Origin of the sequence: Methanothrix sp. (assembly GCF_016706325.1) — an archaeon.
Lineage (GTDB): Archaea > Halobacteriota > Methanosarcinia > Methanotrichales > Methanotrichaceae > Methanothrix.
In genome coordinates, this window is the sequence record NZ_JADJJX010000001.1 from 1171811 (window position 1) to 1197085 (window position 25275).

The 25275-nt window shown below is 53.7% G+C and carries 29 protein-coding genes, 1 tRNA gene and 1 other RNA gene; 16 read left to right on the forward strand and 15 right to left on the reverse strand.

Annotated features, from left to right (window positions below; genetic code table 11):
* Window positions 1-285: 285 nt before the first annotated feature.
* Window positions 286-1911 carry a DNA-directed DNA polymerase II small subunit gene (locus IPI63_RS06175; protein WP_292477333.1) on the reverse strand — a complete coding sequence of 542 codons (1626 nt, stop codon included), beginning with the start codon at window positions 1909-1911 and terminating at the stop codon, window positions 286-288.
* Window positions 1912-1952: 41 nt separating this feature from the next.
* Here IPI63_RS06175 and IPI63_RS06180 point away from each other — a divergent pair, with 41 nt between their 5' ends.
* Entirely contained in the window at window positions 1953-2717 is a 765-nt protein-coding gene (locus IPI63_RS06180; RefSeq protein ID WP_292477336.1) for a S26 family signal peptidase, read from the forward strand.
* 48 nt (window positions 2718-2765) lie between these two features.
* On the opposite strand, the gene IPI63_RS06185 is transcribed toward IPI63_RS06180, so the two are convergent.
* Both IPI63_RS06185 and nikR read right to left on the reverse strand, forming a co-directional pair.
* Window positions 2766-3446, reverse strand: coding sequence for a fibrillarin-like rRNA/tRNA 2'-O-methyltransferase (locus IPI63_RS06185; protein ID WP_292477338.1), 681 nt, complete (start codon window positions 3444-3446; stop codon window positions 2766-2768).
* 32 nt (window positions 3447-3478) lie between these two features.
* A complete protein-coding gene (nikR, locus tag IPI63_RS06190) occupies window positions 3479-3901 on the reverse strand; it encodes a nickel-responsive transcriptional regulator NikR (RefSeq protein ID WP_214066372.1) in 423 nt (140 codons plus the stop codon).
* Between the two features lie 125 nt (window positions 3902-4026).
* On the opposite strand from nikR, the gene IPI63_RS06195 reads away from it, so the two are divergent.
* Window positions 4027-4587: a hypothetical protein gene (locus IPI63_RS06195; RefSeq protein WP_214066371.1), complete on the forward strand. Its 561-nt coding sequence runs from the start codon at window positions 4027-4029 to the stop codon at window positions 4585-4587.
* A 12-nt stretch (window positions 4588-4599) separates the two neighbouring features.
* Window positions 4600-4872, forward strand: a complete 273-nt coding sequence (locus tag IPI63_RS06200; RefSeq protein WP_292477343.1) for a hypothetical protein — start codon at window positions 4600-4602, stop codon at window positions 4870-4872.
* Between the two features lie 165 nt (window positions 4873-5037).
* Here the strand turns inward: IPI63_RS06200 and IPI63_RS06205 are convergent, their stop codons facing one another.
* The 5 genes from IPI63_RS06205 to IPI63_RS06225 all read right to left on the reverse strand — a co-directional run bounded on the left by IPI63_RS06205 (window position 5038) and on the right by IPI63_RS06225 (window position 9471).
* Entirely contained in the window at window positions 5038-6174 is a 1137-nt protein-coding gene (locus IPI63_RS06205; protein WP_292477346.1) for a DUF1646 family protein, read from the reverse strand.
* Window positions 6164-6400: a hypothetical protein gene (locus IPI63_RS06210; protein ID WP_292477348.1), complete on the reverse strand. Its 237-nt coding sequence runs from the start codon at window positions 6398-6400 to the stop codon at window positions 6164-6166. The genes IPI63_RS06205 and IPI63_RS06210 overlap by 11 nt, the downstream gene beginning before the upstream one ends.
* Window positions 6401-6673: 273 nt before the next feature.
* Window positions 6674-7537 carry a universal stress protein gene (locus IPI63_RS06215; RefSeq protein ID WP_292477351.1) on the reverse strand — a complete coding sequence of 288 codons (864 nt, stop codon included), beginning with the start codon at window positions 7535-7537 and terminating at the stop codon, window positions 6674-6676.
* Between the two features lie 51 nt (window positions 7538-7588).
* Entirely contained in the window at window positions 7589-8563 is a 975-nt protein-coding gene (locus IPI63_RS06220) for an archaeosine biosynthesis radical SAM protein RaSEA (RefSeq protein ID WP_292477353.1), read from the reverse strand.
* 17 nt (window positions 8564-8580) lie between these two features.
* Window positions 8581-9471 (reverse strand): NAD(P)/FAD-dependent oxidoreductase, encoded by an 891-nt coding sequence (locus IPI63_RS06225; RefSeq protein ID WP_292478207.1) that lies wholly within the window; start codon window positions 9469-9471, stop codon window positions 8581-8583.
* Between the two features lie 160 nt (window positions 9472-9631).
* Here IPI63_RS06225 and IPI63_RS06230 point away from each other — a divergent pair.
* The 3 genes from IPI63_RS06230 to IPI63_RS06240 all read left to right on the forward strand — a co-directional run bounded on the left by IPI63_RS06230 (window position 9632) and on the right by IPI63_RS06240 (window position 11283).
* Window positions 9632-9703: transfer RNA gene (locus IPI63_RS06230), tRNA-Gly, on the forward strand.
* A gap of 122 nt (window positions 9704-9825) precedes the next feature.
* Window positions 9826-9969 carry a hypothetical protein gene (locus tag IPI63_RS06235; protein WP_214066577.1) on the forward strand — a complete coding sequence of 48 codons (144 nt, stop codon included), beginning with the start codon at window positions 9826-9828 and terminating at the stop codon, window positions 9967-9969.
* Window positions 9970-9984: 15 nt separating this feature from the next.
* Window positions 9985-11283 carry a hypothetical protein gene (locus tag IPI63_RS06240; protein WP_214066576.1) on the forward strand — a complete coding sequence of 433 codons (1299 nt, stop codon included), beginning with the start codon at window positions 9985-9987 and terminating at the stop codon, window positions 11281-11283.
* Between the two features lie 775 nt (window positions 11284-12058).
* Here the strand turns inward: IPI63_RS06240 and IPI63_RS06245 are convergent.
* Window positions 12059-12313, reverse strand: coding sequence for a transcriptional regulator (locus IPI63_RS06245; protein WP_214066575.1), 255 nt, complete (start codon window positions 12311-12313; stop codon window positions 12059-12061).
* Between the two features lie 55 nt (window positions 12314-12368).
* Here IPI63_RS06245 and ffs point away from each other — a divergent pair.
* The 7 genes from ffs to IPI63_RS06280 all read left to right on the forward strand — a co-directional run bounded on the left by ffs (window position 12369) and on the right by IPI63_RS06280 (window position 17493).
* Window positions 12369-12683, forward strand: an RNA gene (gene ffs, locus IPI63_RS06250) — signal recognition particle sRNA.
* Window positions 12684-12821: 138 nt separating this feature from the next.
* Window positions 12822-13322: an HAD family hydrolase gene (locus tag IPI63_RS06255; protein ID WP_292477357.1), complete on the forward strand. Its 501-nt coding sequence runs from the start codon at window positions 12822-12824 to the stop codon at window positions 13320-13322.
* A 167-nt stretch (window positions 13323-13489) separates the two neighbouring features.
* Window positions 13490-14002: a tetratricopeptide repeat protein gene (locus tag IPI63_RS06260; protein ID WP_292477360.1), complete on the forward strand. Its 513-nt coding sequence runs from the start codon at window positions 13490-13492 to the stop codon at window positions 14000-14002.
* 322 nt (window positions 14003-14324) lie between these two features.
* The gene (locus IPI63_RS06265; RefSeq protein ID WP_292477361.1) at window positions 14325-14588 is read left to right on the forward strand and encodes a hypothetical protein; all 264 of its coding nucleotides are present in this window, start codon (window positions 14325-14327) and stop codon (window positions 14586-14588) included.
* A 44-nt stretch (window positions 14589-14632) separates the two neighbouring features.
* Window positions 14633-15310, forward strand: a complete 678-nt coding sequence (locus tag IPI63_RS06270) for an ABC transporter ATP-binding protein (RefSeq protein WP_348528773.1) — start codon at window positions 14633-14635, stop codon at window positions 15308-15310.
* The gene (locus IPI63_RS06275) at window positions 15311-16231 is read left to right on the forward strand and encodes an LPXTG cell wall anchor domain-containing protein (protein WP_292477366.1); all 921 of its coding nucleotides are present in this window, start codon (window positions 15311-15313) and stop codon (window positions 16229-16231) included.
* A gap of 32 nt (window positions 16232-16263) precedes the next feature.
* Complete coding sequence (locus tag IPI63_RS06280) at window positions 16264-17493, forward strand: ABC transporter permease (RefSeq protein ID WP_292477369.1); 1230 nt, start codon at window positions 16264-16266, stop codon at window positions 17491-17493.
* Between the two features lie 18 nt (window positions 17494-17511).
* Here the strand turns inward: IPI63_RS06280 and IPI63_RS06285 are convergent, their stop codons facing one another.
* From IPI63_RS06285 to hcp, 4 genes are all read right to left on the reverse strand, one after another.
* Window positions 17512-17649 (reverse strand): hypothetical protein, encoded by a 138-nt coding sequence (locus tag IPI63_RS06285; protein WP_292477372.1) that lies wholly within the window; start codon window positions 17647-17649, stop codon window positions 17512-17514.
* Window positions 17650-17786: 137 nt separating this feature from the next.
* Window positions 17787-18611, reverse strand: coding sequence for a DUF166 domain-containing protein (locus IPI63_RS06290; protein ID WP_292477373.1), 825 nt, complete (start codon window positions 18609-18611; stop codon window positions 17787-17789).
* Entirely contained in the window at window positions 18608-19402 is a 795-nt protein-coding gene (locus IPI63_RS06295; RefSeq protein ID WP_292477376.1) for an ATP-binding protein, read from the reverse strand. Before IPI63_RS06295 ends, IPI63_RS06290 begins: the two co-directional genes overlap by 4 nt.
* Window position 19403: 1 nt before the next feature.
* Complete coding sequence (hcp, locus tag IPI63_RS06300; protein ID WP_292477379.1) at window positions 19404-20717, reverse strand: hydroxylamine reductase; 1314 nt, start codon at window positions 20715-20717, stop codon at window positions 19404-19406.
* A 73-nt stretch (window positions 20718-20790) separates the two neighbouring features.
* Between hcp and IPI63_RS06305 the strand changes: the two genes are divergently transcribed.
* The 3 genes from IPI63_RS06305 (at window position 20791) to IPI63_RS06315 (ending at window position 23176) form a co-directional block, all read left to right on the forward strand.
* Window positions 20791-21150, forward strand: a complete 360-nt coding sequence (locus IPI63_RS06305; protein WP_214065610.1) for a helix-turn-helix domain-containing protein — start codon at window positions 20791-20793, stop codon at window positions 21148-21150.
* Between the two features lie 528 nt (window positions 21151-21678).
* Window positions 21679-22557: a MarR family transcriptional regulator gene (locus tag IPI63_RS06310; RefSeq protein WP_214065609.1), complete on the forward strand. Its 879-nt coding sequence runs from the start codon at window positions 21679-21681 to the stop codon at window positions 22555-22557.
* On the forward strand, window positions 22547-23176 hold the full coding sequence (locus IPI63_RS06315) for a hypothetical protein (protein WP_292477383.1): 630 nt from the start codon (window positions 22547-22549) through the stop codon (window positions 23174-23176). Before IPI63_RS06310 ends, IPI63_RS06315 begins: the two co-directional genes overlap by 11 nt.
* Window positions 23177-23433: 257 nt before the next feature.
* Here the strand turns inward: IPI63_RS06315 and IPI63_RS06320 are convergent, their stop codons facing one another.
* Together IPI63_RS06320 and IPI63_RS06325 are read right to left on the reverse strand one after the other, a co-directional pair.
* Window positions 23434-24801 (reverse strand): MFS transporter, encoded by a 1368-nt coding sequence (locus IPI63_RS06320; protein WP_292477386.1) that lies wholly within the window; start codon window positions 24799-24801, stop codon window positions 23434-23436.
* A gap of 260 nt (window positions 24802-25061) precedes the next feature.
* Complete coding sequence (locus IPI63_RS06325; protein ID WP_214065606.1) at window positions 25062-25268, reverse strand: hypothetical protein; 207 nt, start codon at window positions 25266-25268, stop codon at window positions 25062-25064.
* Between the last annotated feature and the right edge of the window lie 7 nt (window positions 25269-25275).

Here is a 25275-nt window from a genome sequence, read left to right on the forward strand (position 1 = left end):
ATCTATAATATTTATCTTTTTTGGTGAAAGATGCAGATTCTGTATAATCCCTGCCGCCTGGATTTTATATAAATTTCAATAAATTTATCAAATTATGTGGATAGTCTGTGGCGGAGGATCACTCTTTTTGCCCTTGCTTCTTTGTAGTGAGGCCCAGCATCCCGATTTCACCATGGTGAGGTGGAGGCACAGAGGGGGGTGGAGGTACAGAGAGGGGCAGAGAATGGCCCCAGGTTCGCTCACAGAAAGCAGAGGACTGTAAAGGCCGGGTTATGCCACTTCGGATTAATCAAATATGAGCTTGCGGACCTTCATCGTGGCCAGGTCGACAATCGGCGCTACAGCACAGATCGGTTGAATGTTCATCTTCTTCTGGAAATCGGTCTGAGACTGCCAGGTGCCACTGTTTATCACTGCCACCCCCTTGTAGCGGGCGATTCCCACAGTGTGGACATGCCCGCAATGGAGTATCGCCGGGGGGCGGGAGATGACATAATGATCCTCGTGCTCCGGTGCAATGGAGACCCGACTGCCGTAGATGGGTGAGAGATGCCTTCTCTTCAGCATCTCGATCATCGCTCTCTCCGGATTGGCATAAGCAATGCCAGGCAGGCGCAAGACCAGATCGTCTATACTCCGGCCGTGGTAGATCAGCACTGAAATGCCGCTCAATGTAACAGTGGCCGGGTTTCCCACGAAGAGCATATCCGGGCGGAAGTACCTCTGCACCTCCTGGGGCAGAGCGGGCTGGGGCTCTGCCTGGCGCACGATATCGTGGTTGCCCGGAGAGATGATGATCTTGATGTCGCTTCTAATGGCATTCAGCAGTCCTGCAGCCGCCTCATATTGAGAGTATATATCCAATATCGCCAGGTCTTTCTCCTGGCCGGGATAGACACCGATGCCATCCACCAGGTCCCCGGCAATCACCAGGTACTCCACCTGGGTGGCAAGGCCTGAGGGATCATCCGCCTTTCCATTCAGCCAGTCAGAGAACCTCTGCCAGGCATCGCTCATAAAGTACCTGCTCCCCACATGAAGATCGGATATGAATATGGCATGGCCGCTTCCCCTCGCCAGGGGGGCGGTGTGGTTGGGCATATCCGGCCAGAGGATTGACCTGACAAAGATTCTTCCATTTCCGTCCGATATGCCTGTAACCCCTATCACCTCATCGGGAATTATCTGCCCAGACTCCTCATATGCCTCTCCATCCTTCTGGATGACAGCCACAACCACCCCGGTGGGGTCCTCCAGCTCTATCACCCGGTTGCCCTTGGTGGTATTTCTGATATCCAGGACCATGCCGATGAGAGAGACCTCCCGGCCCGATGTGCTCTTTCCCAAGGACTCTATCGGCCGGGAGTTTATCCGCCGGGAGAGGATCTCTCTGATCTTTGCATATCTATCCCGGAAGTAGCAGACAAAGTCATCATACTCGCCCACACAGGTGGAACGCCCGGTTATGTCACAGTGCAACTGGGCAGAGTGCTCTGGAAGGTGAGCGCCATCTGCAATGGAGTCTGGGAGAGGCCTGGCGACGGTTGGGCTTACCGGGGCTGCCAGTTGGGTCCGGGGGGCGGGGGAGGATAGAGCAGCTCTGGGTGAAGCAGGCGGGGCAGCCTGCGCGGGAGGGCTTCTTTGGGTGGGGGAGGGGGAAGTGGCATTGCCGGCTCTGTCATCTGAGGATGGCTGGATGAGGCCATTTATATGCTGAATCCCAATCACTGCAACCGATCGATCCACACAGCCGATGATGCGGCGGAGGAGATCCTCGCTGCTTCCCTGGTAGCGGCATATGGCCTCCAGGGCCTCTGGCTCCAGCTGGTAGCCCTGATCGGCAAACCTCTGCACAATCTCCCGGCCTTGGGCTGGAGTGCTCTGGATGGACTTGGGGGATATCTGCAGCATCGAAAGGAGTATAAGAATGTACCAACTGATAAATGTGGCTGATGAAGATCGGAGAATGGTTTAACAATCTGCCTGTTCCGGAGCTGGCCAAGGACATAATCTTCGTGGCGGTGGTGGTAGGAGCTATCTCCCTCCTCTCCCAGCTGGCGCTGGGTCTGTGGACCCCCATGGTGGCGGTGGAGTCGGGAAGCATGGTGCCCAATCTGAATGTGGGGGATATCGTCCTCGTCCAGGGAGCGAGCCGCACCGAGGTGATCCCCTGGGATGAGGCAGAGAAGAAGAACTATACTGCATTCAACAATCCCGGAGATGTCATCCTCTACCGGCCCTATGGCAAGGAGAGCCTGACCCTCCTCGACCAGTTGAAGATGCTCCTGGGGATGCCGCCCGGCCAGGGCAAGGCCATACCCATAATCCATCGTGCTCTGTATTATGTAGAGGAGAATGAGCCGATGTGGGAGGGGGGGCCAAAGGCACCCTTCGCCGGATACATCACCAAAGGGGACCACAATGCTGTCATCGACCAGATGGCAGGCCAGACCCTGGGAATGGCCAATATCTCGTACTTCGATCAGCATCGCGATGAGGTCATGCGCGTGGGCCGCGATGTATATCTGGACAAGAACACCGGCCTGCTCCTTTACCAGACCGAGAACGGGACATATGTGGGCGACGGCATCAGCTACTTGACCCCAGTCAAGGAGGAGTGGGTGATTGGAGTGGCCAGGGTGAAGATCCCTATGGTGGGCTACATCAGGCTGCTGCCCAATATAATCTCCGATAGGATTCACAGGATCATCAGATAGCCAAATGCCGGATAAAATGGATCGCAGTGATTTGGTGCGGCCGGTGGATCAGCTCGTCTCTTCTCTTGGGCCCGGATTCCACCTTCCCAGCACCGCCCAGTGGTCCAGGTGATAGGGCTCCAGATCATTGATCCCCATGAGCTCAAGCCCGATCAGCTTTTTCAGCTCTGACTGCAGAACAGCCCGAGGGCTTGCCGTGGTATCCACTGAACGGCTCTTGAGCAACAGACACAGCCCTCCTCCGGGACGAAGATACCGGGCGCAGTTGAGGGAGGCGATCTGGGCCTGATTCCTCTGAGCTACATCCTGATAGATCAGGTCCACCGGCTCTAAGAGCGGGGCATAATCCTCCGGCTTTGCTGCATCGGCAAGGATGGGAATGATGTTATTGCGCCTCTCGCACAGCCCGATCAGGTCGCGCATGGAGCGGGCGGAGAACTCCACAGCATAAACCAGTCCTTCGGAGACTATATCTGCCAGGTGGCTGACAGTGGTGCCGGTGGCAGCCCCCAGATACAGTATCTTGGAGTCCACCCTCAAGGAGATGGCCTGCCCCTTCCCTTTCAGGATGAGGGCGGCGAGCTTGGAGCGGTATGGGTCCCAGAGGCGGTAGCCGTTCTGAATGCGCTCTCCATATACCGGCACTGCATCTGGCGATCTCGTCGCCAGCCGCGCAGCATCCCTCTCCTGGAGTATGAAGATGCCTGGAGCGATCTCTTCCGGGGACATCGAGAGGCTGCCTTCCTTTTTTTGGCGCAGAACTACAGCTCCTTTCCCAGGGAGGTGGTGGTCAGCTTGACATGTTTTACGCCCTTCAGGGCCATCATCTTCTCAGTTGCTATTCTCACATCCTTTCCCTCTCCCCGCAGGACGATCACCTCCAAGCAGTTGTCATGGTCCAGATGAACATGAAGGGTGGACTGGATGATGTCGCCTGAGTCATGCTGAATCTCTGTAAGATTCTCCACCAGCCCCCTTTGGGAGTGGGAGTAGACCAGGGTGATGACCCCAACTCGCTCACCCTGCACATCGCTCATCCATTCATAATGGACGATGTAATTTCTGATTGCATCCCTTATACCCTCGGAGCGCGAGGAGTAGCCGCGCTTCAATATTATCTCGTCGAACCGGGAGAGAAGCTTCTCCGGTAACGAGACACCTATCCTCATCAATTCCTGTTCCATTTATAATCGCGGTTAAAATACAGTTGATATTTAGTAATAAGCTTTATGGACGAAAATCAGAAAATCATAATTGACAGAGTGGAGGAACCACAAAGTCTTTCCCTGCTCAGGCCAGGATGATATCCATGCCAGATATTGCACTCATCGGCCAGAGGACTCTGCTCTTTGAGAAGCTCTTCCAGGATGTAGGAGCAAGCTATCAGTTCCTCTCGCCTCTTATTTTGGGGAGCCCCTTTCTCCCCCATTACCGGATGGTGATGATCCCCTCCGGCTTTGCCAATCCGGAATACTCCCAGACCCTTCCCGGCCTGGTGAGAGCGAGATCGAGCATAGAGAGCTTTGTGAAGGATGGGGGGGTGCTGACGGTATTCGGCCCCCTGATCCCGGAGCATGACTTCGATTGGCTGCCTTTACCCCTGAAATACATCTGCGAGATGAGCACTCAGAGCGTCACCCCTGTAGGGGAGGACTGCTCCTGCCTGCTCTGCACCCCCACGCCGGAGTGTGATGGCTACCTGATCCCGGGAGAGGGCTTCGAGACAGTGGTTAAGGATGATAAGGGCAGGGCCATTCTGGTCATAGCCCGATACGGCCAGGGGCTCATTGTGGCCACCTCTGTGCATGAGTTTCCAGCGGCAAAGTACATAAGGTGGGCCCTGGATAAAGCCCGTCCCGCTCGAATCTGAGGGCTGAGGCCGATGCCGGACTCCCGCCAGGAAGAGGAGTTTCTCCTGATCAAAAAGAAGAGCAGGTTGCGCCAGGAGATCGAAGAGCTGCTGCAGAAGAGGGGGCTGGTATGGGAGGAGCGGGTGGCGGTGATAAACCTGGAGAGCAGGGAGTGCCACTACTTCCCCGACTACCCGGAGGCGATGCAGTTTCTCCGGGGAAAGAATGGGCGCTGGTATATCGCCACCCCTGGCCTGCGAAGACTGGAAGGAGGTGGACTGGAAAGGGATGATATGCACCGTTGATGAGTGGTGAGGATGATCGCGGCGGCTATTTTTTGATCAAGCATACAATTTATCGATTTATATCATTGTTATCATCATCGATATAATTTATCAATTATATCATTGCTATTATCATCATACTCTCTTGATCAAAGAAAAAAAGGTGCGATGAATGGATCATCGCCCTTAGAAATGGAACTCGATATGGAAGGGCACGTAGAAGATCCATACGAAGTAGATCACCATGGCGATTAAGCCCAGGGGCACGCCGAGCCTTGCCCATTCCTTGCTGGTGATTCCCAGCTTGCCTGCGGAGATGATGTTGGGGATGTTGCCGGGAATCAGCATGCCGCCGGATATGAGAAGGCCCATCAGAACCGCCTGGATCTGATCCAATCCCATGGATGGGCTGATCTCAGCGGCGGTGAGGGTGGCATTATCCAGGATGGCGGATATCATATTCACCCAGTAGAGGATCTGAGGCGCTATCCCCAGGATGTACTTGTCTATTACCACCTTCATCCCCGAGCCGAGGAGCAGGAGGGCCATGACGAAGAGGTAGACCTTGGCTGCCCTTATCACAACCTCTCTTAAGCCGCCGTCCTCCTCCTCAGCGACCACGCACTCTGCCATCTTGGCCTTGCCGGTGAAGAGCATGGCCAGAAGGCCGAAGGCTATACAGCCGGGTATGATGTATATTGCCAACTGATTGAAGAGGAAGAAGAATCCGGCATGATAAGGCTCTCCCTGCAGCTTGGTGACAGCGATGGTGGAGAGGGGCTCGCCCACTGGGGTGAGAACTGCTCCCAGGCCAATGGAAAAGCAGGCGATTATGACCAGATTGATCTTAGTCTGGCGGTCGAAGGGCATGCAGTTGAATAGCTCCACCAGGAGGAGCGAGGCGATGATGGCGGTGATTATGCTGGAAGAGAGTCCCAGGATGACCACAATCAAAAATACCACGATCTTAAGGGGGATAAGCTTGAGGATCCCGTTTATCCCTCTCTGAGCATAGGAACGCCCATAGTGGAAGATCAGGCCGGCAAAAAGCACTGCAGGGACTATTCCCTTTACCACCGGCTCTTGGACTGCCTCCATTACGATATGCATATTCCAGCCGATGAGTTCCAGCTGTTGCTCTGTATAGCCCAAAGTCTCAACGAGATTGGCCTTGTTGTAGAAGTTCGATACCGTCACTGCCAGAACGCCCATGACGAACAGAAAGGCCTCCAGGTTGCGTTCGATCTTCTTGACCACGAATGGTCCGACAAGAACAATTAGTACAATGACAAATAAGCCAATGTCCAGTGGGTCAAATAGCACAAATATTCCCTCCAATATCTATAAGATCTTCATCATCAACGATCTTTATCTCTGCAGGCCAGAGGCTGCCATTGGAGCTCATGGCTCCGATCATACGGTCAGGTAATTCCATCTCTCCCCAATTCTGCTCAAGCTCTCTACAAGTCGAAACCATATGACCGCTCCTCTCATTCCTGTATCGACAGATCCTCTCCCTATCTGGAGAGTCTCTTACTGAGATGCTCAACCCAATATTAAATGCTTTTGGTTTTCGTTTTAGGGACTCAAACCGGCTTGATCACAAAGTAGAGGATCAAATCAGATTGAATCATTAAAAAAAGGAACATTAGGTAGAAACAACTTATATAAAGCGATATATTTGCGATTACTGTGATAATACATATTATACCGTTCCCAAAACAGTTTTTATGATTAGGTCAGCCTCTGAGGAGCAAACCATGATGAATTGGTCAGTTGCATATTAATATAAAAAATAATCAAGATTAAAAAGGAAAAACAGCTAATAAGCAGCCATCTTCTCCTGTCTTAATATCAGAACTGGCCTGGATGCAGAGTTGGCCACATCATAGGCTGTGCTTCCTATTCTGCCCTTCTTTATGGCTGAGGCTCCCTGAGAGCTGATGGCGATCAGGGAGACATCCTCTTTCTCTGCCTCTGATTTGATCACCTCTGTTGATTGGCCCACAACCACCTTGGAAGTCACCTGTATGCCGATGGCCTTCAGGCTCTGAGATATCTCTGCAACCTTATCCTTGGCTAGGGCGACGTTGGCGTCGATCTCCTCATCGGTCTCCCCCTTGGATACGACATTGAGAAGAACTATCTCGCCAATTCCCTTCAGGCTCTTCAGGAAGGAGAGGGCGACCTCGGATTGCTGGGAGAGATCAGTGGGGAAGAGCACCTTGGCGAAGACCCGGGCGCAATACTTCTCCATGGTGCTGTCCTCCAGGGTCTTGTAGCGCATGATCAGGAGGTGGGTCTTGCCGAAGCGGAGGACATTTCGGGAGGCGCTACCCAGCAGAGCGCTCATTATCAGGCTTCTTCCCCTCGCCCCCATGGCCACCAGGGAGACATCCTCATCCATTGCCACCTTATTGATGGCGCTCGCCACCTCACCTTCCAGAACAGATACCACCTTCACCTTGACGGCAATCCCTGGGGCTCTGATGGTCTTTGCCTCCTCCTCCAGCTTCTTCTCGACATCCTTCATATCCGATACCGGGTCCCAGACCCTGGCGAGAGGATCCCTAGAAATGACATTAAGGAGAATTACTTCTTTCAATCCTGGCATTTCGCCGATGCATTCGATCACTTTCTTGGCATGTGCGGAGAAATCTGTAGCAATCAACACCTTCTCAAACATTTCTAGCTCACCTTACAACTCTATTTCCATTTCCTTATATTTCAATCTATTTCAGCAGAGCGGGCAGCCGAAGGACTCCTCCTCCAGCTCCAAGAGCTTTTGCCATGCTTTTTTGCACTGACAGTTAAGATCATTGAAGATACCGATATCCTGGGTGAGGTCATGTTTTCTGATCGCCTCCGCCAGGGAGGCATCGCACAGGCCGCAGTTATGGGGCCCCCGCCTGGTGCCAGCGCCCACTGGATCGCAGATGACCGGAGGGGGGGCGGCCTTCAGAACCTCAAGAGCGGACCACAGCCAGGGGGGTCTGAACTCCCCGCGCTCCCACAGCCTCTCCACGGGGGTATTGCGCTGCACATTGCAGAGATTGAGGGAGATCATATCTGCATAAGGGCGAACCGCCCGGGCAGAGGCTATGGCATCCCTCAGGGCCTGACCCTCAGTCAGCAGGGGGGGCTTCAGCAGAAGGTAGGCCTTGACTCCTCCTCCCAGGCGGTGTATCTTCTCCGAGGCGCGAACGAAGTCCTGGAAGAGAAAGCCCTTGCGGATGAGCTGCTCTCTGATCAGATCGTTTGCCGTCTCAAGGCCCATGGCAAACTCGGTCTGCAGGCGAGAGAGGCACTCTTCCACTGCACTGGAGTTCACGTACTCTGGCCGGGTCTCGATGATCAGCTTCTCGATCCCGGCGGCCTGCAGGCGGCGCAGGATCTGGCCCCTGGCCTTCGCAGGCATCTCCTCCGGGTCCAGGAAGCTGCCGCTGGTATAGATCTTGACCACGCTCACCTCAGGAGAGCATCTTTCCATGCCCCTCTCGAACTGGGCGATGAGGTCGTCTGCCGAGGTGGGCGCGCCCTCGCTGGCATAGCCGCACATGGTGCAGCGGTTCCAGCGGCATCCCCTAGTGCGCAGGATCATGGTGAGGGCCTGGGCAGGGCGCCCATCCACCAGGTCCTGGGAGCGCCATACGCTGACCGGCCTTCTTGGGTCCAGCCTATCCCCTGATCCTTTCATCTTCTTGCCTTTCATCCTCTGCCTTTCGTCCTTTACCCCAGATATCGCAGAGCACTGATGCCGGCTGAGGCGCCCTCGCCCACAGCAGTCGCTGCCTGCATCCGCCCGCCGGTCAGGTCCCCGGCGGCGAACACCCCGGGCATGCTCGTCTCCTGATTGAGGCGTTTGACCTTGATGTAGCCTCCAGTGGTTATATCCAGCCCCAGGCCCTCTGCCAGCTCTATGTTGGGCTTCATGCCCATCTCTACGAACACTCCGTCCACCCTCAGGGAGCGGGGGGTTTTTCCCACATCGAACTGCACGCCCTCCACAAACTCCTTCCCCTGGATCTCAGTGATACGGGCGCCGAAGGTGGCGGCGAAGTTGGTGAGGGACTTCAGCCTTTCCAGATAGATCGGCTCTGCCACCAACCTCTCTTTGGGGGAGAGGAGGTGGACTTTGCTTGCGATATTGGCCAGATATAGAATTGCCCTGGCTGCGCCATTGCCATAGCCTATCACCGCCACGTTCTTGTTCCGGAATAAGGCGCCATCGCAATGGACGCAATAGGAGACCCCCCTGGCGGTCAGCTCCTCCTCTCCCGGAACTCCGATCTGGCGGTGGCTGGCTCCCATGGCCAGGATGATCGCCCTGGCCTCATACTGCCAGTTCTCGGTCTTCAGGCGGAAGAAGTCGCCTAGGTTGACTATCTTCTCCACCTGCTCGACCTGGTTCTCCACTCCGAACCTCTGCGCCTGGGCCAGAATCCTCTCCGATAGCTCAATGCCGTGGATGCCATCTGGAAAACCGGGATAGTTCTCATAAAGGCCACCCATGGCAGTCTGGGAGCCATAGATGCTGCCCAAGACCAGCGTCTTCTTCCCACCTCTTGCGCAGTACATGGCTGCGGTCAGCCCAGCCGGGCCTGCTCCTACTATGACCACATCATACAAACGAATTCACCGTAAACCAACTTCCTCTTCAAGGTAGATAAAGTGTATGCAGCTCCTGTGAGTGAGTCTGCGGGAACACTGCAGAGATCTGTTCTGCCCGCAATGTTTTTAGACTAGAAGGTTGTTGATGGGGGTGCTTTCCGCAAACGCCGCGCCGATAGTGTAGCGGTTATCACTAGGCGTTGCCAACGCCTAAACTCGGGTTCGAATCCCGATCGGCGCATATAGATACTAAGTGAGCCAAAAGAGCATTAGGAATCAAAGTTACTTACACTATTGCCGCCGAGAGAATCAAACCAAAGCATTAAATAAAATGAAAGTACTTTAATTAAAGGAGGTCTGTGATTGGTCGGGGACTTGATGTCAACTCTAACAAGGATTGCTAAGGATGTTCGCAGCGATCCTGAAACAAGGAAAAAGGCCGAGGAATATCAATTGAAATATGGGGCCATTGGCGAGGACGACCTTAGGAAGATTTATTCAATTTAATCATTTTAATATAATATGTCCGATAAATCTTCTTATCTAGTAGTGCCGTTTTGTTCTGATGAAGTAGAATCGCGTTTAGGAGAAAGTCCGCAAGGCAAATACTTAAAGAGATACCTCAGAGATTTAGGGGCTAAAACGTGTATCCTTGAAGAAGAATATGTCGATAAAGATTTTTTAATAGATTTTCAAAAATTCTATTGCAGATCTTTCGATCATACAGGCAAATTCACACAAAGGCTCCACTTTTTCAAGGACATTATCTCATCGACAAAATTTAAATACTCATTACTGAATGACGATGGATCTTTCAAAGAATCATATTTGGGATTTGTCGTTATAAAGCCTATTAAAGATGAAAACGATCAAAAATTCATAGGTAGGACGCTGCTAGATCCGTATCATTCGAATAACTTGAATCGGCGAAGATTCCTTGGAAAAATATATTACGCAAATCTTTTCGGATTTCGCCTAGAAATAAATACTCTACCATTTCAAGCTCAAGATCAGGGCGTAAGTGCTTGTGCAACGATAGCTTTATGGGCTGCACTGCATCCGCTAAGAACTGTTTTCGGAATACCAGGCCACTCTCCTGCAGAAATAACAGAAATATCAACTTCACTGCCCTCTCCATTTCGAAAGTTTCCATCAAGTGGACTAACTTTGGAACAAATGGTAAATTATATCAAATTAGTTGGTCTAGATGTAGAGTACATAGAGGCCATAAATGATGATGTTATTGAAACAGTAGTAAGGGCATATTTATCAGCTGAATTACCTATTATAGCTGATTTATATTTAGATCATAAAATTAATCCCGGAAGGCATGCCGTAGTAATAAGCGGTTTCAAGTTAGACAAAAATAATAAGCTAGTAGAATTATTCATTCATGATGATGGAATAGGGCCATATAGTAGGGTAAAACCAAAAGGTAACTTCAGTATATGGGAAAATGAGTGGAACGAAACAGGATATGAAGTAAATCTACAGCATTTATTGGTTCCAATTTATCCAAAAATTAGGTTGTCTTTTTTCAAGATGTATATTGAATATTCAAAAATAAGGGATGAGCTGGAGAAACAGCTTGGGAACGATATAAGCAGAGAATTGGAGCTATTTCTTACTACTTCCTCAGATTACAAAGAAAACTTAATGAGAAATTCTATTGAGAACAAAATAGATCTTTTGACAAGATCTTTACCAAGATTTTTATGGGTTATAAGACTCAATAAAAAAGAAAAAATTATTGGAGACTTAGTCTATGATGCCACCTCAGTTTATGTTAGGGATAGCTTTTCTGTAACATATATGTATTAAATTAATAACATAATCTTATCTTGCTATTAAATCCCTAACTGAGAAACACAAGCTAAATAGGCTTCCGTCAGCTCCTTCAGGTCGATATGGCCATAGATATCGATCGCTTCCCGCCTGGAATCGCCCCTGAGCTCCTAGATGAATTCGCGCCTCATCCCCAGCCTGTCTTAGGTGAGTTGTAAACCAGTGCCTGCAACAGTGCGGATAGAGGTGCTCTTTCATCCTCTCCGATTCGGATTTGTGCAGGCCAATGCGCGCCGCTGCATTTGGGCAACTTCAGGATAGCGGCAGGCGGACTCAATCATGATAATATCAGGCATGAATCCCGGCGTAGAGTCGGTAGGTAGCGACACATCTCATGATGATCCCAAATCCCGGCCGTCATGACGCTATAAGGACCAAGCTATAGGATTAGAGATCCCTTAAATCCACCCGCACGAAACAGCGAGGAGCCTTGGAAAGCGGCACATGGACCTCAACTGCTATCTTTTTCCATCTCTTCACGTGGTCTTGGCGCGGATGATAGATGGTCGCACCCGGAGGATGAAGATGTTCGCAAGATGCGGTTATAGGATCATTTCCATGAGCAAAGCACAGTGGAAAATTCTCTGCAGTACATCGCCCATATGATTTAACGAAGAGAATGATCGAGAGGGCGTAGGGGCCGCTCTTCGGCCGTAAATGCCCGGAAGGCGGGGTTGATCCCCGGTCGATCAGGGGGCGGGCATCCAGCTGCCCGGATCGCATCCTCCCCCTCCGTCCGATGGCGCAAACCTCAGCCTCTCTTCTTGATCTCCTTTTCTATCTCCGCCCCCGCCTCGGTCAGGCCCCATATGCCGTTCTCTTCTGAGACCAGACCTCGTTCTGCCATCTCCGCCAGGATCTTGCCCACTATTGGTGCCGGTATGTGCCCGAACTTGGAGACCTTGTCCGCCGCTATCTTCCCCTTGGTTCCCAGTATCTGGACAACCCTTTCGCGCTGCTTGTTTCCCGTGATGAATCCCATATTTGCTGCCAGGTCATCTGCCATATCTCTCCCTCCTTTTTGCGTTAGCTTTATTAGCTGTACATCTCAATGTTAAAAGTGGCGGGCAGTCTGGGTGGCTCGGCGTCACCTGTAACCCGAAATCGCCGATACGCGGGGGGCGAAGCTGACGGAAGACCGCGGGCGCTGTGCGTTCAGTCCAGTTGCCAACTATGATTCTCCGTCCTGTAGGGATGGCACCGGTCCATGGGTCCTTCTGAGGAATGATCCATGTACCATGATTGCAGGAACCGGTTCAGGCCCGGAAGGGAGCAGACCCACTGCGGGTAACTATCGCTTATAGGTATAAGGGGAGGAGAAGGCAGCGGGAAAAACTGGCGCATAAGCCTGTGGGCAACCGCCGGCGTGCCCGCCATTTAATCAAGATCAAACCATTTCGCATCTCGCACCTCATCGCTTCGTCCGAAGCTCCAGACATATCGATTATGCAGCCTGCTTTGCGAGACTATCCCGCCCTGAAAACCTTCATATACAGCCCAGCAAAATGCTCTCTTTGGTTGATATTGATATCATAACTGGTGATTCCTTGGCCCCGGCGATCTTCTTCGACCTTACCCATACCCTGCTCGGGAAGACAGATGGCGAATACCATCTCTACAGTGATACACTGGATACGCTGAAGGCACTGCGTGAGCGTGGCTACCGGCTGGGAGTGATCTCCAACCTCTCTTTAGATGTGACAGAGGATGAGGTGCATGCATTCCTGGAGGAGTGCAGCATCGCCTCGTTCATTGAATCCGATCTCATCATCTTCTCCTCTGAGCATCCAGAGAGCATCAAGAAGCCCGATAAAAGGATCTTCGACCTGGCTCTGGAAAAGGGCAAACTGGCTGGGGCAGCAGGCAGCCCCATCTTCGTCACCGAGGAGCATGATCACATCCTGGCCGCCCGCTGCTATGGCTGGAGGGCGATACTGAAGCGAAACTGGGGGGAGTGCAGACCGGAGGATGGTGAGTGCGTGCATAGCCTCTCTGAGCTGCTCAGACTGTTGTGATCTGGCCGGTGTTCGGTTCCCATTCCTCATATTTATAATAAGTTCTACTCCTCAGTCCTGGACAGCAAAGAATGAGCACATCACAGATATGAGCACATCACAGATATGAGCACATCACAGATGAGATAAAAAATTTTATTACCTACCTGTCATAACACCTCATAGCGATGAATAAGAGAGTTATTTATGGAATTGTGATCTTTCTTATTGGTGTGGTGCTCAGTTTCGCCACATCAATTGAAGGGGATAGATTGATCATATCCCTGGGTCCGATCTTCATCGGCCTGACAACAATCGTCAGCGGCCTGGTGGATGAAAAGCGTTCCCGGGAGAAGAATGCTTTCATTGAAAAAGCCTCCTCGGGGCTGGCGACCCGGGATGACTGGCTCAAGAGAGGCGTTGAAAACTTCCGCTTCCAAGAGTATGGCGAAGCCATAAAGGCCTTCGACAATGCCCTGAATATGGACGGGAATTATGTCGATGCCTGGATGAATAAGGGCTCGGCCCTCCACGAGCTTGGCATGTACCAGGACGCCATCGAGGCTTATGATCAGGCCATCAGGATTGAGCCGAAAAACGCAAATGCTTGGAAACGCAAGGGGTTTGCCCTCAAAAAGCTTGATCTGGACTCTAAGGCCAAGGATGCATTCTCCAAAGCTGAAGAACTTGGATACCGATGAGAAGAATCATAATCGGGCTCTCAGATCCATCTTAGCACCTTCCTTACCCGGTCTTTGCCCCGGAGTGCAATGGGAATTGGGCGCGTTTGAGGCTCTCTCGATCCGAGGGATCACCACTCAACTCTGGGCGAAGGCTATCCAGCCCTCAATGGAGACTGAACCACCCTGCTCCTCTATTCTCCAAATGGAAAATTCTCCCCGGGGTCTGCACCACTGATCTCCCCGGATGATCCCGCTCGTTCTCCTTGATTTTTGTATATTGTTCTATTCTGGATTGATCCCATGCCCAGGCAGAGCACCTTATTGATAAAGGAGCAGGATCATGAGAACAATCAGAGAGTACTTAAAGCATAAACCGTGTCTGAGAGGTCAGACCCTGGATCGGGGCGAGCTTAAGCGGCTGGCTCGGGCCTGCGGATTGAGCCCCCAGAAGGCCAGGGGCGAGCTCAGAAGGCTGGGCTATGGGCTGAGCAAGAACAGCTACGGCCTGCCCATCCGGACGCTGCCTAAAGCCGATCGGTCGGAGTGCAAGGCAGTCAGGCCGAAGGCCAAAAGAACCTGTGATGGAGGCTGCTGCCCGCATTAAAAAAGCATTAGAATAAATTAGAAAAGTAATTGAGGTTGAGTTCAATTCCTGCATTGATAGAGCTGAAGGATATCAAGAAGACCTACCTGGTCGGAAGGAGCGAGTATCCGGTGCTGAAGGGCATAGACCTGGAGATAGAGGAGGGCGAGTTCGTGGCCCTGATGGGGCCCTCAGGCAGCGGCAAGTCCACACTGCTGAACATCATCGGCTGCCTGGACCGGCCCACCAGTGGGCGCTTTGTCCTGCAGGGCAAGGATATCAGCCGGACCTCTGACCAGGAGCTGGCCCGTATCCGCCGGGAGGAGCTGGGCTTCATCTTCCAGACCTTCAACCTCATCGCCCGGATATCCGTCCAGCAGAATGTGGAGATTCCCCTGATGCTGCGCGGCATCTCCCGCAGGGAGAGAAGGGAGAGGGCCACAAAGCTCCTGGAGAGCTTGAATGTGGCCCATCGGGCGGAGTTCGGCCCGCAGAACATCTCTGGCGGAGAGCGGCAGAGAGTGGCGATAGCCAGGGCCCTTGCCAACGATCCCAGGATCATCATCGCCGATGAGCCCACCGGCAACCTGGACCTCAAAAACAGCTCCGAGGTCATGAAAATCCTAAACCGGTTGCATGAGGAGGGCAGAACCATCATCATGGTCACCCACAACCCGGAGATAACCGGGAACTGCAGCCGGGTCATCCGGCTCAGAGACGGACGACTAATGGAGAATGCCTGAATGAATAGGATTTTTATAGTGATTCTGATGCTGCTGGTTGGGGGCCAGGCAGCAGGATATGAGTATCGTATGCCTGTGAACATCCAGAGCAGTACTGCTCCTGCGGTGTTGATGCCCGGGGACGAGGCGATCCTTACCATCCAGATGCAGAATGGTGCTGCGGCATATGGTGTGGGAAGGGATGCGGGAGCCTCCTCCTCCTCAAATATCGTTTTATCCACTCCCATAAACCACACCACTCTGCATGGCACTTCTGAGCTGGAGGTCATCGATCCCGATTGCTATGATCTGGGGATGATCGGGCCCAATGATTCATTTCCCATCTATTATAAGCTGCAGGCATCGGATAACGTGAGCAGTGGCACCTATCTGCTCGGCTTTGAGGTCCAGGGAGGCTATGACATGATCACCATCAAAAGGGAGATTCCAGTCAAGGTGGACTCCTCGACGGTGAGCATGGCGATCATAGAATCTGCTCCCTCCGCCAACCCCTCCGCTACCCCCGCGACTGCTGCCACATTAAACCTGAATGTGGCCAATCCCCGGGAGAACACCCTAAATGCAGTAACTATAGTTCCCTCAGCTCAGGGGCTGAGATTCTCTCCCGAGAGGTATTATATCGGCACCATGGATGCGGATGAGATCTTCACCATCAGCTTCGTTGTGCAGTCCACTGATCCCCTCCAAAGCTCCATCCGGGGGGCGAGCAATATCAGCTTTGTGGCTGAGTTCAAGAACGGTGACACCTGGCACCAGTCAGAGCCTTACATCACCACCTACAGCCCGCCTGTGCATGATGCCGGTTCGAATAATTATCTCCTGCTGCTGGCCATCGGCCTTCTGGCTCTGTTGGCTGCTGGCGGCTTCCTCTATCGCAAGCGGCTCTCGAAGGGCGGCGGAGCGGGAAAGGGGCCGGCCTGAGAGCTGGTGGTGGCAGAGACGAGGTTGCAGAGATGAGGTTGCAGGATATGCTGGAGTTCATCTCCCTGGGGTTCAAGAGCGATCGCTTCAAGACGCTCATGTCATCTTTGGGCATCATAATCGGCGTTCTGGCGATAGTGGTGATGCTCTCTGTGGGCGAGGGGCTGTACACAGGCGTCTCTGACCAGTTCTCCACCCTGGACCTGGATGTGATCCATGTGATTCCGGGCAGCGCTCACTTCGGCGGGCCGGGCGGGGGTCCGGGTAGCAGAAATGCAGCTGAGCCCGCCAAGTTCACCGATAAGGACACCAAGGTCCTGGAGAACGTGCCGGGGGTGAAGAATGTCGCCCCCCGGAGCTTGGCCGGCGTGGTGATCTCCTTCCGGAACACCAACAGCTCAAGCAGCATCACTGGCGTTGACCCGGAGAAGGAGCAGGGCCTGAGGGAGGAGGTGGTCTTGGGCCGGTGGCTCTCGGGATCTGATCACCGGTCGATAGTGATCGGCAACGGCATATCCCAGGGGATGTTTCGCATGAAGGTGGCCCCGGGAAACAAGATCCGGCTGTACTACAAAGATCGGCCCATGGACTTCACTGTGGTGGGTGTGCTGAAGGAGGAGAAGGAGACGGGCTTCGGCGGTGGTATGGGGGACAGCGCTGGCAATATCCTATACATCACCCACAAGGCCATGGATGAGCTCCTGGGCGGGGAGAGCTATTATTACGATGTCTTTCAGGTGACAGTCTACAATCCCAATCAGCTGGATTCAATAATCGACAGGATCATGAACGACCTGCGCCGCCACCACAGGGATGAGGCCTACGATGCCATCACCCCCCGGGAAATCCTCAGCACACTGATGAGCACCCTTTCCATGATCAAGTACGCTCTGGCGGGGATTGGGGCCATATCCCTGCTGGTGGGGGGAATCGGCATCGCCAATGTGATGATGCTTACTGTAAGGGAGAGGGTCAGGGAGATCGGCACTCTGCTCGCCCTGGGGGCGACGGTGGAGGACATTCGCAGGCAGTATCTGCTGGAGGCTGGCGTCCTGGGGATGGTCTCAAGCATCATCGGCATTATCCTGGGGGCCGGGGCCTCCTCTGCTATCGGCTCATTGGCCGGGCTGCCCTTCTCCATAACCCCGGAGTCTATGATCCTGGGCATTCTGTTCGGCGTTCTCACCACCACCATTGCCGGCTTTTATCCGGCGAACAGAGCAGCAAGGCTTGACCCTATAGAGGCATTGCGGGCGGAGTGATCTGCCCTGAATGCAAGATCAGGTCTTGGTGGGGGACTTGGGGTAGTGGGCTTTGCCTGAAGATGGATGGCGCATCTGCTCTCTGAAGGGCCAGATGCTGCCCGTTGTATACTGGATGAGGGCTTCTATGATGCTGTAAGAGCAAAAGAGAGACACAAGAGGATTCTGGAGTGGGTGGGGGGGCGGCCTGCCTTCAGGCCATACCCTGAACAGATCAACTGGAGAGCTGCAACCCAAGAGCTGCAACCCCTCCCCGCAGGGGATGTGGGCTGGCTCTCCGGGCTGATCCGTCTTCAGATTACAATTAGACTTCCTGGCTTGGGCAGCCTGGATCTGGGCAGCCTTTCTGCCTTCTTCAGGCCGTCCTCCACGGCATCGCGGATGATATAGCCGCCCACATGCAGCACAGTATCTCCCAGCTCTGCATCCCTCTCCATGGAGCCGGTGCAGGGATAGGCATGGTGGGCCTCCGATATCCTCTCCCTCAGGTCGGGCTGATCCGGCTCCAGCCCCAGCATCCTCTTGGCCACAAACCAGGTGGAGCCACAGGGGGCGCTGCGGACGACATTGGCCCCCATTATCACATCCTTGCCCTCTCTGCTCCCCTGAACGGTGAACTCGATCACCGGGTCGCCAATTCTGGCCTCCTTCAGGAACTGGGCGATGATGGGCTTATTCGGGTCCGGCCGCAGGGCGCAGAAGGGCTTGGCGAAGGCCGCCTCCATGCCCAGCTCAGCTGCCTTCTCCTCCACCTGCCTTCTCTGCCCCAGAGGCATCTCCTTGGGGGACTCCGATCCGCCGATGATCGCTTTGATCCCCGCCTCCTTGAACTTGGGAAGCAGGCCGTAGAGGATATCGGGATGGATATTGATCACTATGATGATATCCGCTTTTGGTATATCCTTGGGCAGCAGGGGCTCCACATCATCTATGAAATCCCCGTATGTCGAGGGATCGGGCATCTCCACCAGGGCCACAATATCCTTAGCCAGGTCCGGGGCGACATTCCGGCATTCAGTGCAGGCATCTGCGCAGGAGATGCAGAACCCTGAGTAATTAACCAGATTGCCCACTACTCTGCTGCCGAAGTCGCCACTGTAGAATACCGCCAGCTTCATCTTCTCACCATCTCATTATCCTTTACCACCTTTCCGTCGATCATGCATATGAACTGATCGAGGGGGATCTTCTTTCCTGATCTTTCTATTGCCTGCTCAACCAGGCCGATGAGATGGGAGCAGCAGGGAACCTCCATCCTGAGGACGGTTATATCCCGGATATCATTTGAGCTCAGTATCTCTGTCAGTTTGGAGACGAAGGGCTCGCCTGGGTCGAGCTTGGGACAGCCTATCAGGACCACCCTCCTCCGGATGAACTCAGAGATCATGGGGCAGGCAAATGCCGAGCAGTCTGCGGCTATCAGCAGGCTGGCCTCCTTGAAGTAGGGGGCATCGGTATGGGCGAGGCGCATCTGCACCGGCCAGCTGGAGAGCTGGGAGCCGGGGCCGAGCCTCTTCAGATGCTTTCCCGGCCCCTCTCCCTGCCCCTCTCCCCTCTCCATCTGCGAGCCCGGCATTCTATGAATGGGAAGATCGCAGGGGGACTTTGGCTCCGATTCTCCCTCATGCCCTTCTGCCCTCTCAGCATTGGCGCTTTGAAGGGCCCTGGATTGCCGGGAATGCTCTGCCGCCGCCTTCTCATCGAATGCCTCTACCTCTCTCATCTCTATGGTCAGGGCTCCTTTGGGACACTCGCCAATGCAGGCCCCCAGGCCGTCGCAAAACGACTCCCTCACCACTTTGGCCTTTCCATCCACTATCTCGATTGCTCCCTCTGAGCAGGCGATAACACAACTGCCACAGCCATCGCAGAGGGACTCATCGATCTTGATGATATTTCTTTTGACCATTCTATTCCGCCATCATCCTCTTGATGTCCTCGTCCGGGGTGCTGATCAGCCGGATGTCATAGCGGTCCACCAGGATCTTGAGCATCTCGTCATTGATCCATCCGGGGACTATGGGCCCCAGCCATATCCCCTTCATTCCCAATGCCAGGAGCGACCACAGGACGGCCACTGCCTTCTGCTCCATCCAGCTTATCACCAGTGTCAGGGGAAGCTCGTTTACGCTCACTCCGAAGAGATCGGCCAGGGCATCGGCCACCTCCAGGGCGACGATGGCATCATTGCACTGCCCCAGGTCGATCAGGCGGGGGATGCCCTCGATATCCCCTAAATCCAGGTCATTGAAGCGGAACTTGCCGCAGGCGAGGGTGAGGACCACAGTATCTCCAGGCAGCTTTTGCACAAACTCCCGGTAGTAGTCGGACTTCTTCAGGGGGGCGTCACAGCCTCCCACCAGGAAGAACCTCTTTATCTTGCCCTTCTCCACCAGCTCCTTGATCTTGGCGGCATGCGAGAGGAGGGCGGAGGTGGAAAAGCCAGTGGTAAGGACATACTCTCCTGGAGCCTCGGGCAGCTCGGGCAGCTCCCGCGCCCTGGCTATCAGCTCTGAGTAGTCATAGCCGTCGATGTGCTTTACCCCGGGGAGATAGACCGGGCCGGTGGAGAACATGCGGTCTATATACTCCTCCCGGGGAGGAAGGAAGCAGTTGGAGGTGCCGAAGAGTGCCATGGGATACTGGGCGAAGAGCTTCTTTTGATCAAACCAGGCCTTGCCCAGGTTGCCAGCCAGGTTCTTGTACTTGCGCAGACCCGGATAGCCGTGAGCGGGAAGCATCTCCGAGTGGGTGTAGACGAAGACGTCTGTGCCCTCCACCTGCTGCAGGAGCTTATCCAGAGCATTCATATCATGGCCGGTGATGAGGATGCCATGCCCTTTCACCGTCCCCGTACTCACCTTGGTCGGCTCAGGCTCGCCGAAGCTCTCGATGTGCGCCCGCTTGAGGAGCTTCATGGTCCTGATATTCATCTCTCCCGCTTTCACTGCCAGGTTCAAGAACTCCTCCGGATCGAAGTTGACATTGGTCAGGGTGGAGAAGAAGCCCCTCTCGATGAATGCATCCACCTCCGGATCGGTGTAACCCAGCTCCCGGGCATGATAGAGATAAGCGCTGATGCCCTTGATGGCGAAGAGCAGGTTATCCTGCAGCCGGGCGACGGTCGCTTCCTTTCCGCATACTCCCTTCACTGTGCAGCCGGTGCCCCGGGCGGTCTGGGAGCACTGGTAGCAGAACATATCCAGTTTCTCAGTAGCTGCCATTTTCTATTGCCTCACTATCAAGTATACTAATGATACCAAAGTATATAACCTGGAAAGTTTCCCCGAGTATACCATGCAGGAAGGATGCACAGTAAACCAGACGGTGAAGTATATCGCCAGGAAATGGACCATGCTCATACTGCTGGAGCTCTATAAGGGCGAGGGGCACACCCGGCGGTTCTCAGAGCTGAAGGGCTGCCTGGCGGGGATCACCCAGAAGGTTCTCTCCGCCCGGCTCAAGGAGCTGGAGCGGGAGGGGCTGGTGGAGAAGAGGATGGAGGGCACAGCCTTTCCCCTGAAGAGCGAGTATACACTCACTGAGAGCGGCCTGGAGATGATCGATGTCATCAAGGGCATGAAGCTGTGGGCACTGCGCTGGAAGATAAAGAACATCGAGTGCAAGAGCCAAGACTGCTGCCAGTGCGTTCTTTGAGAGAATTGGAGTCGAGGATGATATCAGGGCTCTTCTTTCCCTGAAGTTGGTCGTTATGCTCCAGATATTTCCCTTGGATCTCTGATTCATTATGAATATCTGCCATAGCCGGGAGGCGTTCTTCCATCTCTTTGAGCTTTTTCTTAAGACGATTAGCTAGGCGGTTGTATGCTACTAATAATATCCGCTCGGAGGAGTGATCCGCAGGCTGTTTAGCATAGATCGAAACTCATTGAAAGACCAGTCGGACAGCTCTCCCGAGATTGTTACTTCGGTGTGATTGTCAACGAAGCAACATGCCTCGTAACATGCGGGCGTGATGATCGGCTCTTTTTCTGACCCACGGTATTTTTTTTCTTTGTGTGTGATAAGCAGTGCTTATTGTTCCTGGATTTCTACAACAGATCGATCGGAGATCCACTTTTCTTCCACATCCAGAAACGTGTCTGGTGTGACCGTGGCGGTTTTACTCGCATTTTCTAATAAAAAGTGAAATGTATATATACTATCCACGCAGGATTAGACTAAATGCGTTTGAACCGAAATGAGATCAACGCTCTGCTCCTGATAACCAGCTCCCAGAGCGCTCTCCGTCCTCTGGATATCAACGCCCACCTTGGCCTGCGGCGCGGGTCGGTGTCTCGAATAATCACTCAGCTCAGGGACAAAGGACTGGTAGACCGGGAGGATTCGGAGATTGTCCTGGCCAGGGCCCCTCCAGCAGATAGCTTCAAAAGGCTCTATTATGCCCACCGGGCCTCTCCCTTCCAGCTTCTTCTCGCTGACGGACGGATAGAGCTCCTCTCCCGGTTGGACCAGAGCACTAAGAGCGCGAAAGAGCTTCATGAAGAAACCGGCATTCCCCTCAAGACCGTATACTACTATCTGCACGACCTGGCCCGTTTGGGCGTGGTTGTTACGACCAGGAAGGGAAAACACTCGCTATACTCATTCAACTATGTCTACTGGGGCGCTCTGAAGGACTTCGTCTCTGCCCTGCAGGAGTACGACAAGTCTCGCCTTGTTCCCAGAGAGGCCTTGATCATAAAGATCTACAAAGACAGCGTGCTCTTCAAGAGCCTGCGAGTGCAGGATGCCACCCCTACATCCTTCAGTGCCTACATAGACTACGGGATTGAGCTGGGCCTGCGGGACAACTACTACACATTGCCCAAAAGAGAGCTGTCTATTGAGGACGTTTTCATCCACTCCCTGGACTCGGCAGAGGGCCGTTCTCAAAGGCTCTTTTGCATATTGTTCTATTTGAGGAACAGGGATAAATTGCAGAGCGTCCTACATCCAATGGTAAAGGAAATAAGGGCGGTTTTGCAGGGAGAAAAGGTCAAAGGCTATCCTTCGATGGAAGATATCGAGGATAGGGCGGAGATGTATGGCATTGAGCTATGATAGGATAACCCGAAGAGAGGAGGTCGATGAACTCTTCGAGCAGCTCGGCCAGGTTCTTGATCGGAGGATTCAGGTCATGCTCATAGGCGGAGCCGTATTGCTGGAGCTGGGACTTAAAGACTCCACCAAGGACATCGATGTGGTCTGCAGAAATGAGTTTGACAAGGATACCCTTCTCCTTTCCGCCAGGAGACTGGGTTTCGAACTGGTTGGCCCGGAGAAGAGACATGCTCGGTTGGGTGCCAAAAGGCTGGCTGTGAAGCGCATGCGAAATCTGGACGTCTTCGCCGGTAGGCTCTGCTATGACTTCGAGTTGGGTGTGCCCATGTGGCAGCGGTCTATCGTGACCAGAACCTTTGGGGATCTGATAGTGAGGAACGCCTCAAGAGAAGACATCCTGGTCATGAAGTTGATTGCCAACCGGGAAGGTGATGCCGACGATTGCGCCGCTCTGATGGGAGGGGGCCTCGATTTCTATGCCGTTTATGAGGAAATAGAAAGACAGTACCGCAAGTCCGGCGAGCTGGAGCAAAAGATCTGGATAACCTATATCGAAGAGGGCATAGGCAGGCAGGAAGAGGAATTCAGTATGAAGGTGCCCATTGCGGATGGGATTTAGCAACTGGCGAATGAGTATCGGCAAAGGCTGTATCATAAATTAAGCTCTTCCAATACAGGCCAATGATAAAGCTGTGGACTCATTACTGAGCAGAATCGCAATTACATAACCAAGGAGATCGGCAAGATTCTTTCCAATATCTGGCGGATCAAGGGGCTGGCGGAAGAAGCAATCGAAAAACACATTTTCAACTATTCGGACAAGATCTTGCTCTCTCTCATTTCACCTCTACCTCCTGTGGGGCCCGAGGCGAAATATCACCCCCTCAAGCTCCCTCTGGCCAATGAGAATACGGTGCCCACCAGGCACAGCCCGGCAAAGACGATGAAGGCCAGCCGGATGCTCTCCATGAGCATATCTGCGCTCTCCTGACCGATCTGGACATGGCCCATGATAATAGAGAATATGAGCATGACAATACCCAGGCTGAGCGACTGGCCGACCAGCCGCATGGTGCTCACCATCCCCGATGCTACTCCATAGTCGCAAGGATTCACCGAGCTCATAATAGCGTTGGTGTTGGGCGAGGCAAAAAGGGCAAATCCCAGTCCCATGAGAACCAGACCGAAAAGGATTCTCTCCAGAGGGGTAATGGGCTCAAGAAAAGAGAACAGAGCCAGGCCGAGGACACACAGACCCATGCCGGCGGAGGCCACAATCCTGGGCTCGATCCGGTCCGAGAGCCTTCCCGCCAGGGGGGAGAGGATGGCCTGCACCACCGGTTGGGCGACCAGGATCAGGCCGGCCGCCTCCGGTCCGAAGCCCTTCATATACTGCAGGTAGAGGCTGAGCAGAAATGCCACTGCTGCCGTGGCGCTGTAATTGATCAGGGCGGCCAGGTTCGAGAAGAGGAAGACCACATTATTGCGGAGTAGGTTCACCTTCAGAACGGGATTGGCGTTTTCATTCTCCCAGCGAAGGAAGATGATCAGGACCACCAATGCAACAAGCAGCAGCAGAGCTCCCATTCGATCAGGGATGATGGTCAGGCCGTATATCAGGGCGAGGAGCATGGCTGCATAGAGGATAGATCCTGTGGCATCGAATTCCCCCTCCTGTGCGCAGCGCCACTCCTCTTTGATCTTCCACCGGGCAATGGCCAGGGCCAGCAGCGAATAGACGGCAACGCCAAGATAGATGAACCTCCAGCCGGCATATGAGGTTATGATCCCGCCCAGAAGGGGTCCGGTGGAGAGGCCCAGGTATGCTGCCGCCACATTGATCCCCAGCACCCTTCCCCTCTTCTGTTGGGGGAAGACAGAGGCGAGAATGGCAATGGAGGTGCCGAAGATCATGGCGCTGCCCAATCCCTCCATCATCCGGGAGGCGATGAGCATGTAAACCCCAGAGGAGATGCTGCAGAGAAGAGAGGATACAACGACCATCAAGAGCCCTGCCAGAAATACCCTCCTCCTTCCGTGGATATCAGCCACTCTGCCGAATGGAACGATGAAAATAGCAGCTGCGAGCAGATATCCCGTCATTATCCACCCCAAGAGGGATTGGTCGGGGATGGAAAAGTCGCTATTGATGGCGGGAAGGGCAACGGTCACAGATGAGCTGAGAAAGGGGGTGATAAAGGAGGACATGCAGGCTGCAAGCAGCACTGCTCTCTTATCGTTCATGGCAATGCTGCTCTGGGCGGCATATATTCATAAAGCCATCCCGGCCCCTGGGGGGGGGGGGGGGGGAGGGGCCCCTGGGGGTTAGGTGGGGGGGGGACGGCCGGGGGGCCCCGGGGTCTTTGTTGTAAGGCCTGCGAATCCAGATCTCGCCACAAAGCCACTGAGGCGAAAAGCCGCTGAGGAAGAGCTTCACAGGCACAAAAGCAAGAGAGAGATTGTGGCCTCAGGTTCCCTCAGAGCAAGCAGCGAATAGCCTCTCTTTAGCCTCTTTTTTCCAGGATCTCCACCCTCCTCTCCAGGGATCTGATCTTCTCCATCAATTCATTCAGGAGCCCCTCCAGGCGGACGATCCTCTCCTCGTCCCGGGGAACCGGAATGGGCCTGGTCAGAAGATCCTCCTTATACTCCTCCAGGATGGGGTTATCCGAGTCTCTCATTATCCTTCTCTTTCCTTCTCTCTCCGGCATAGCAAGC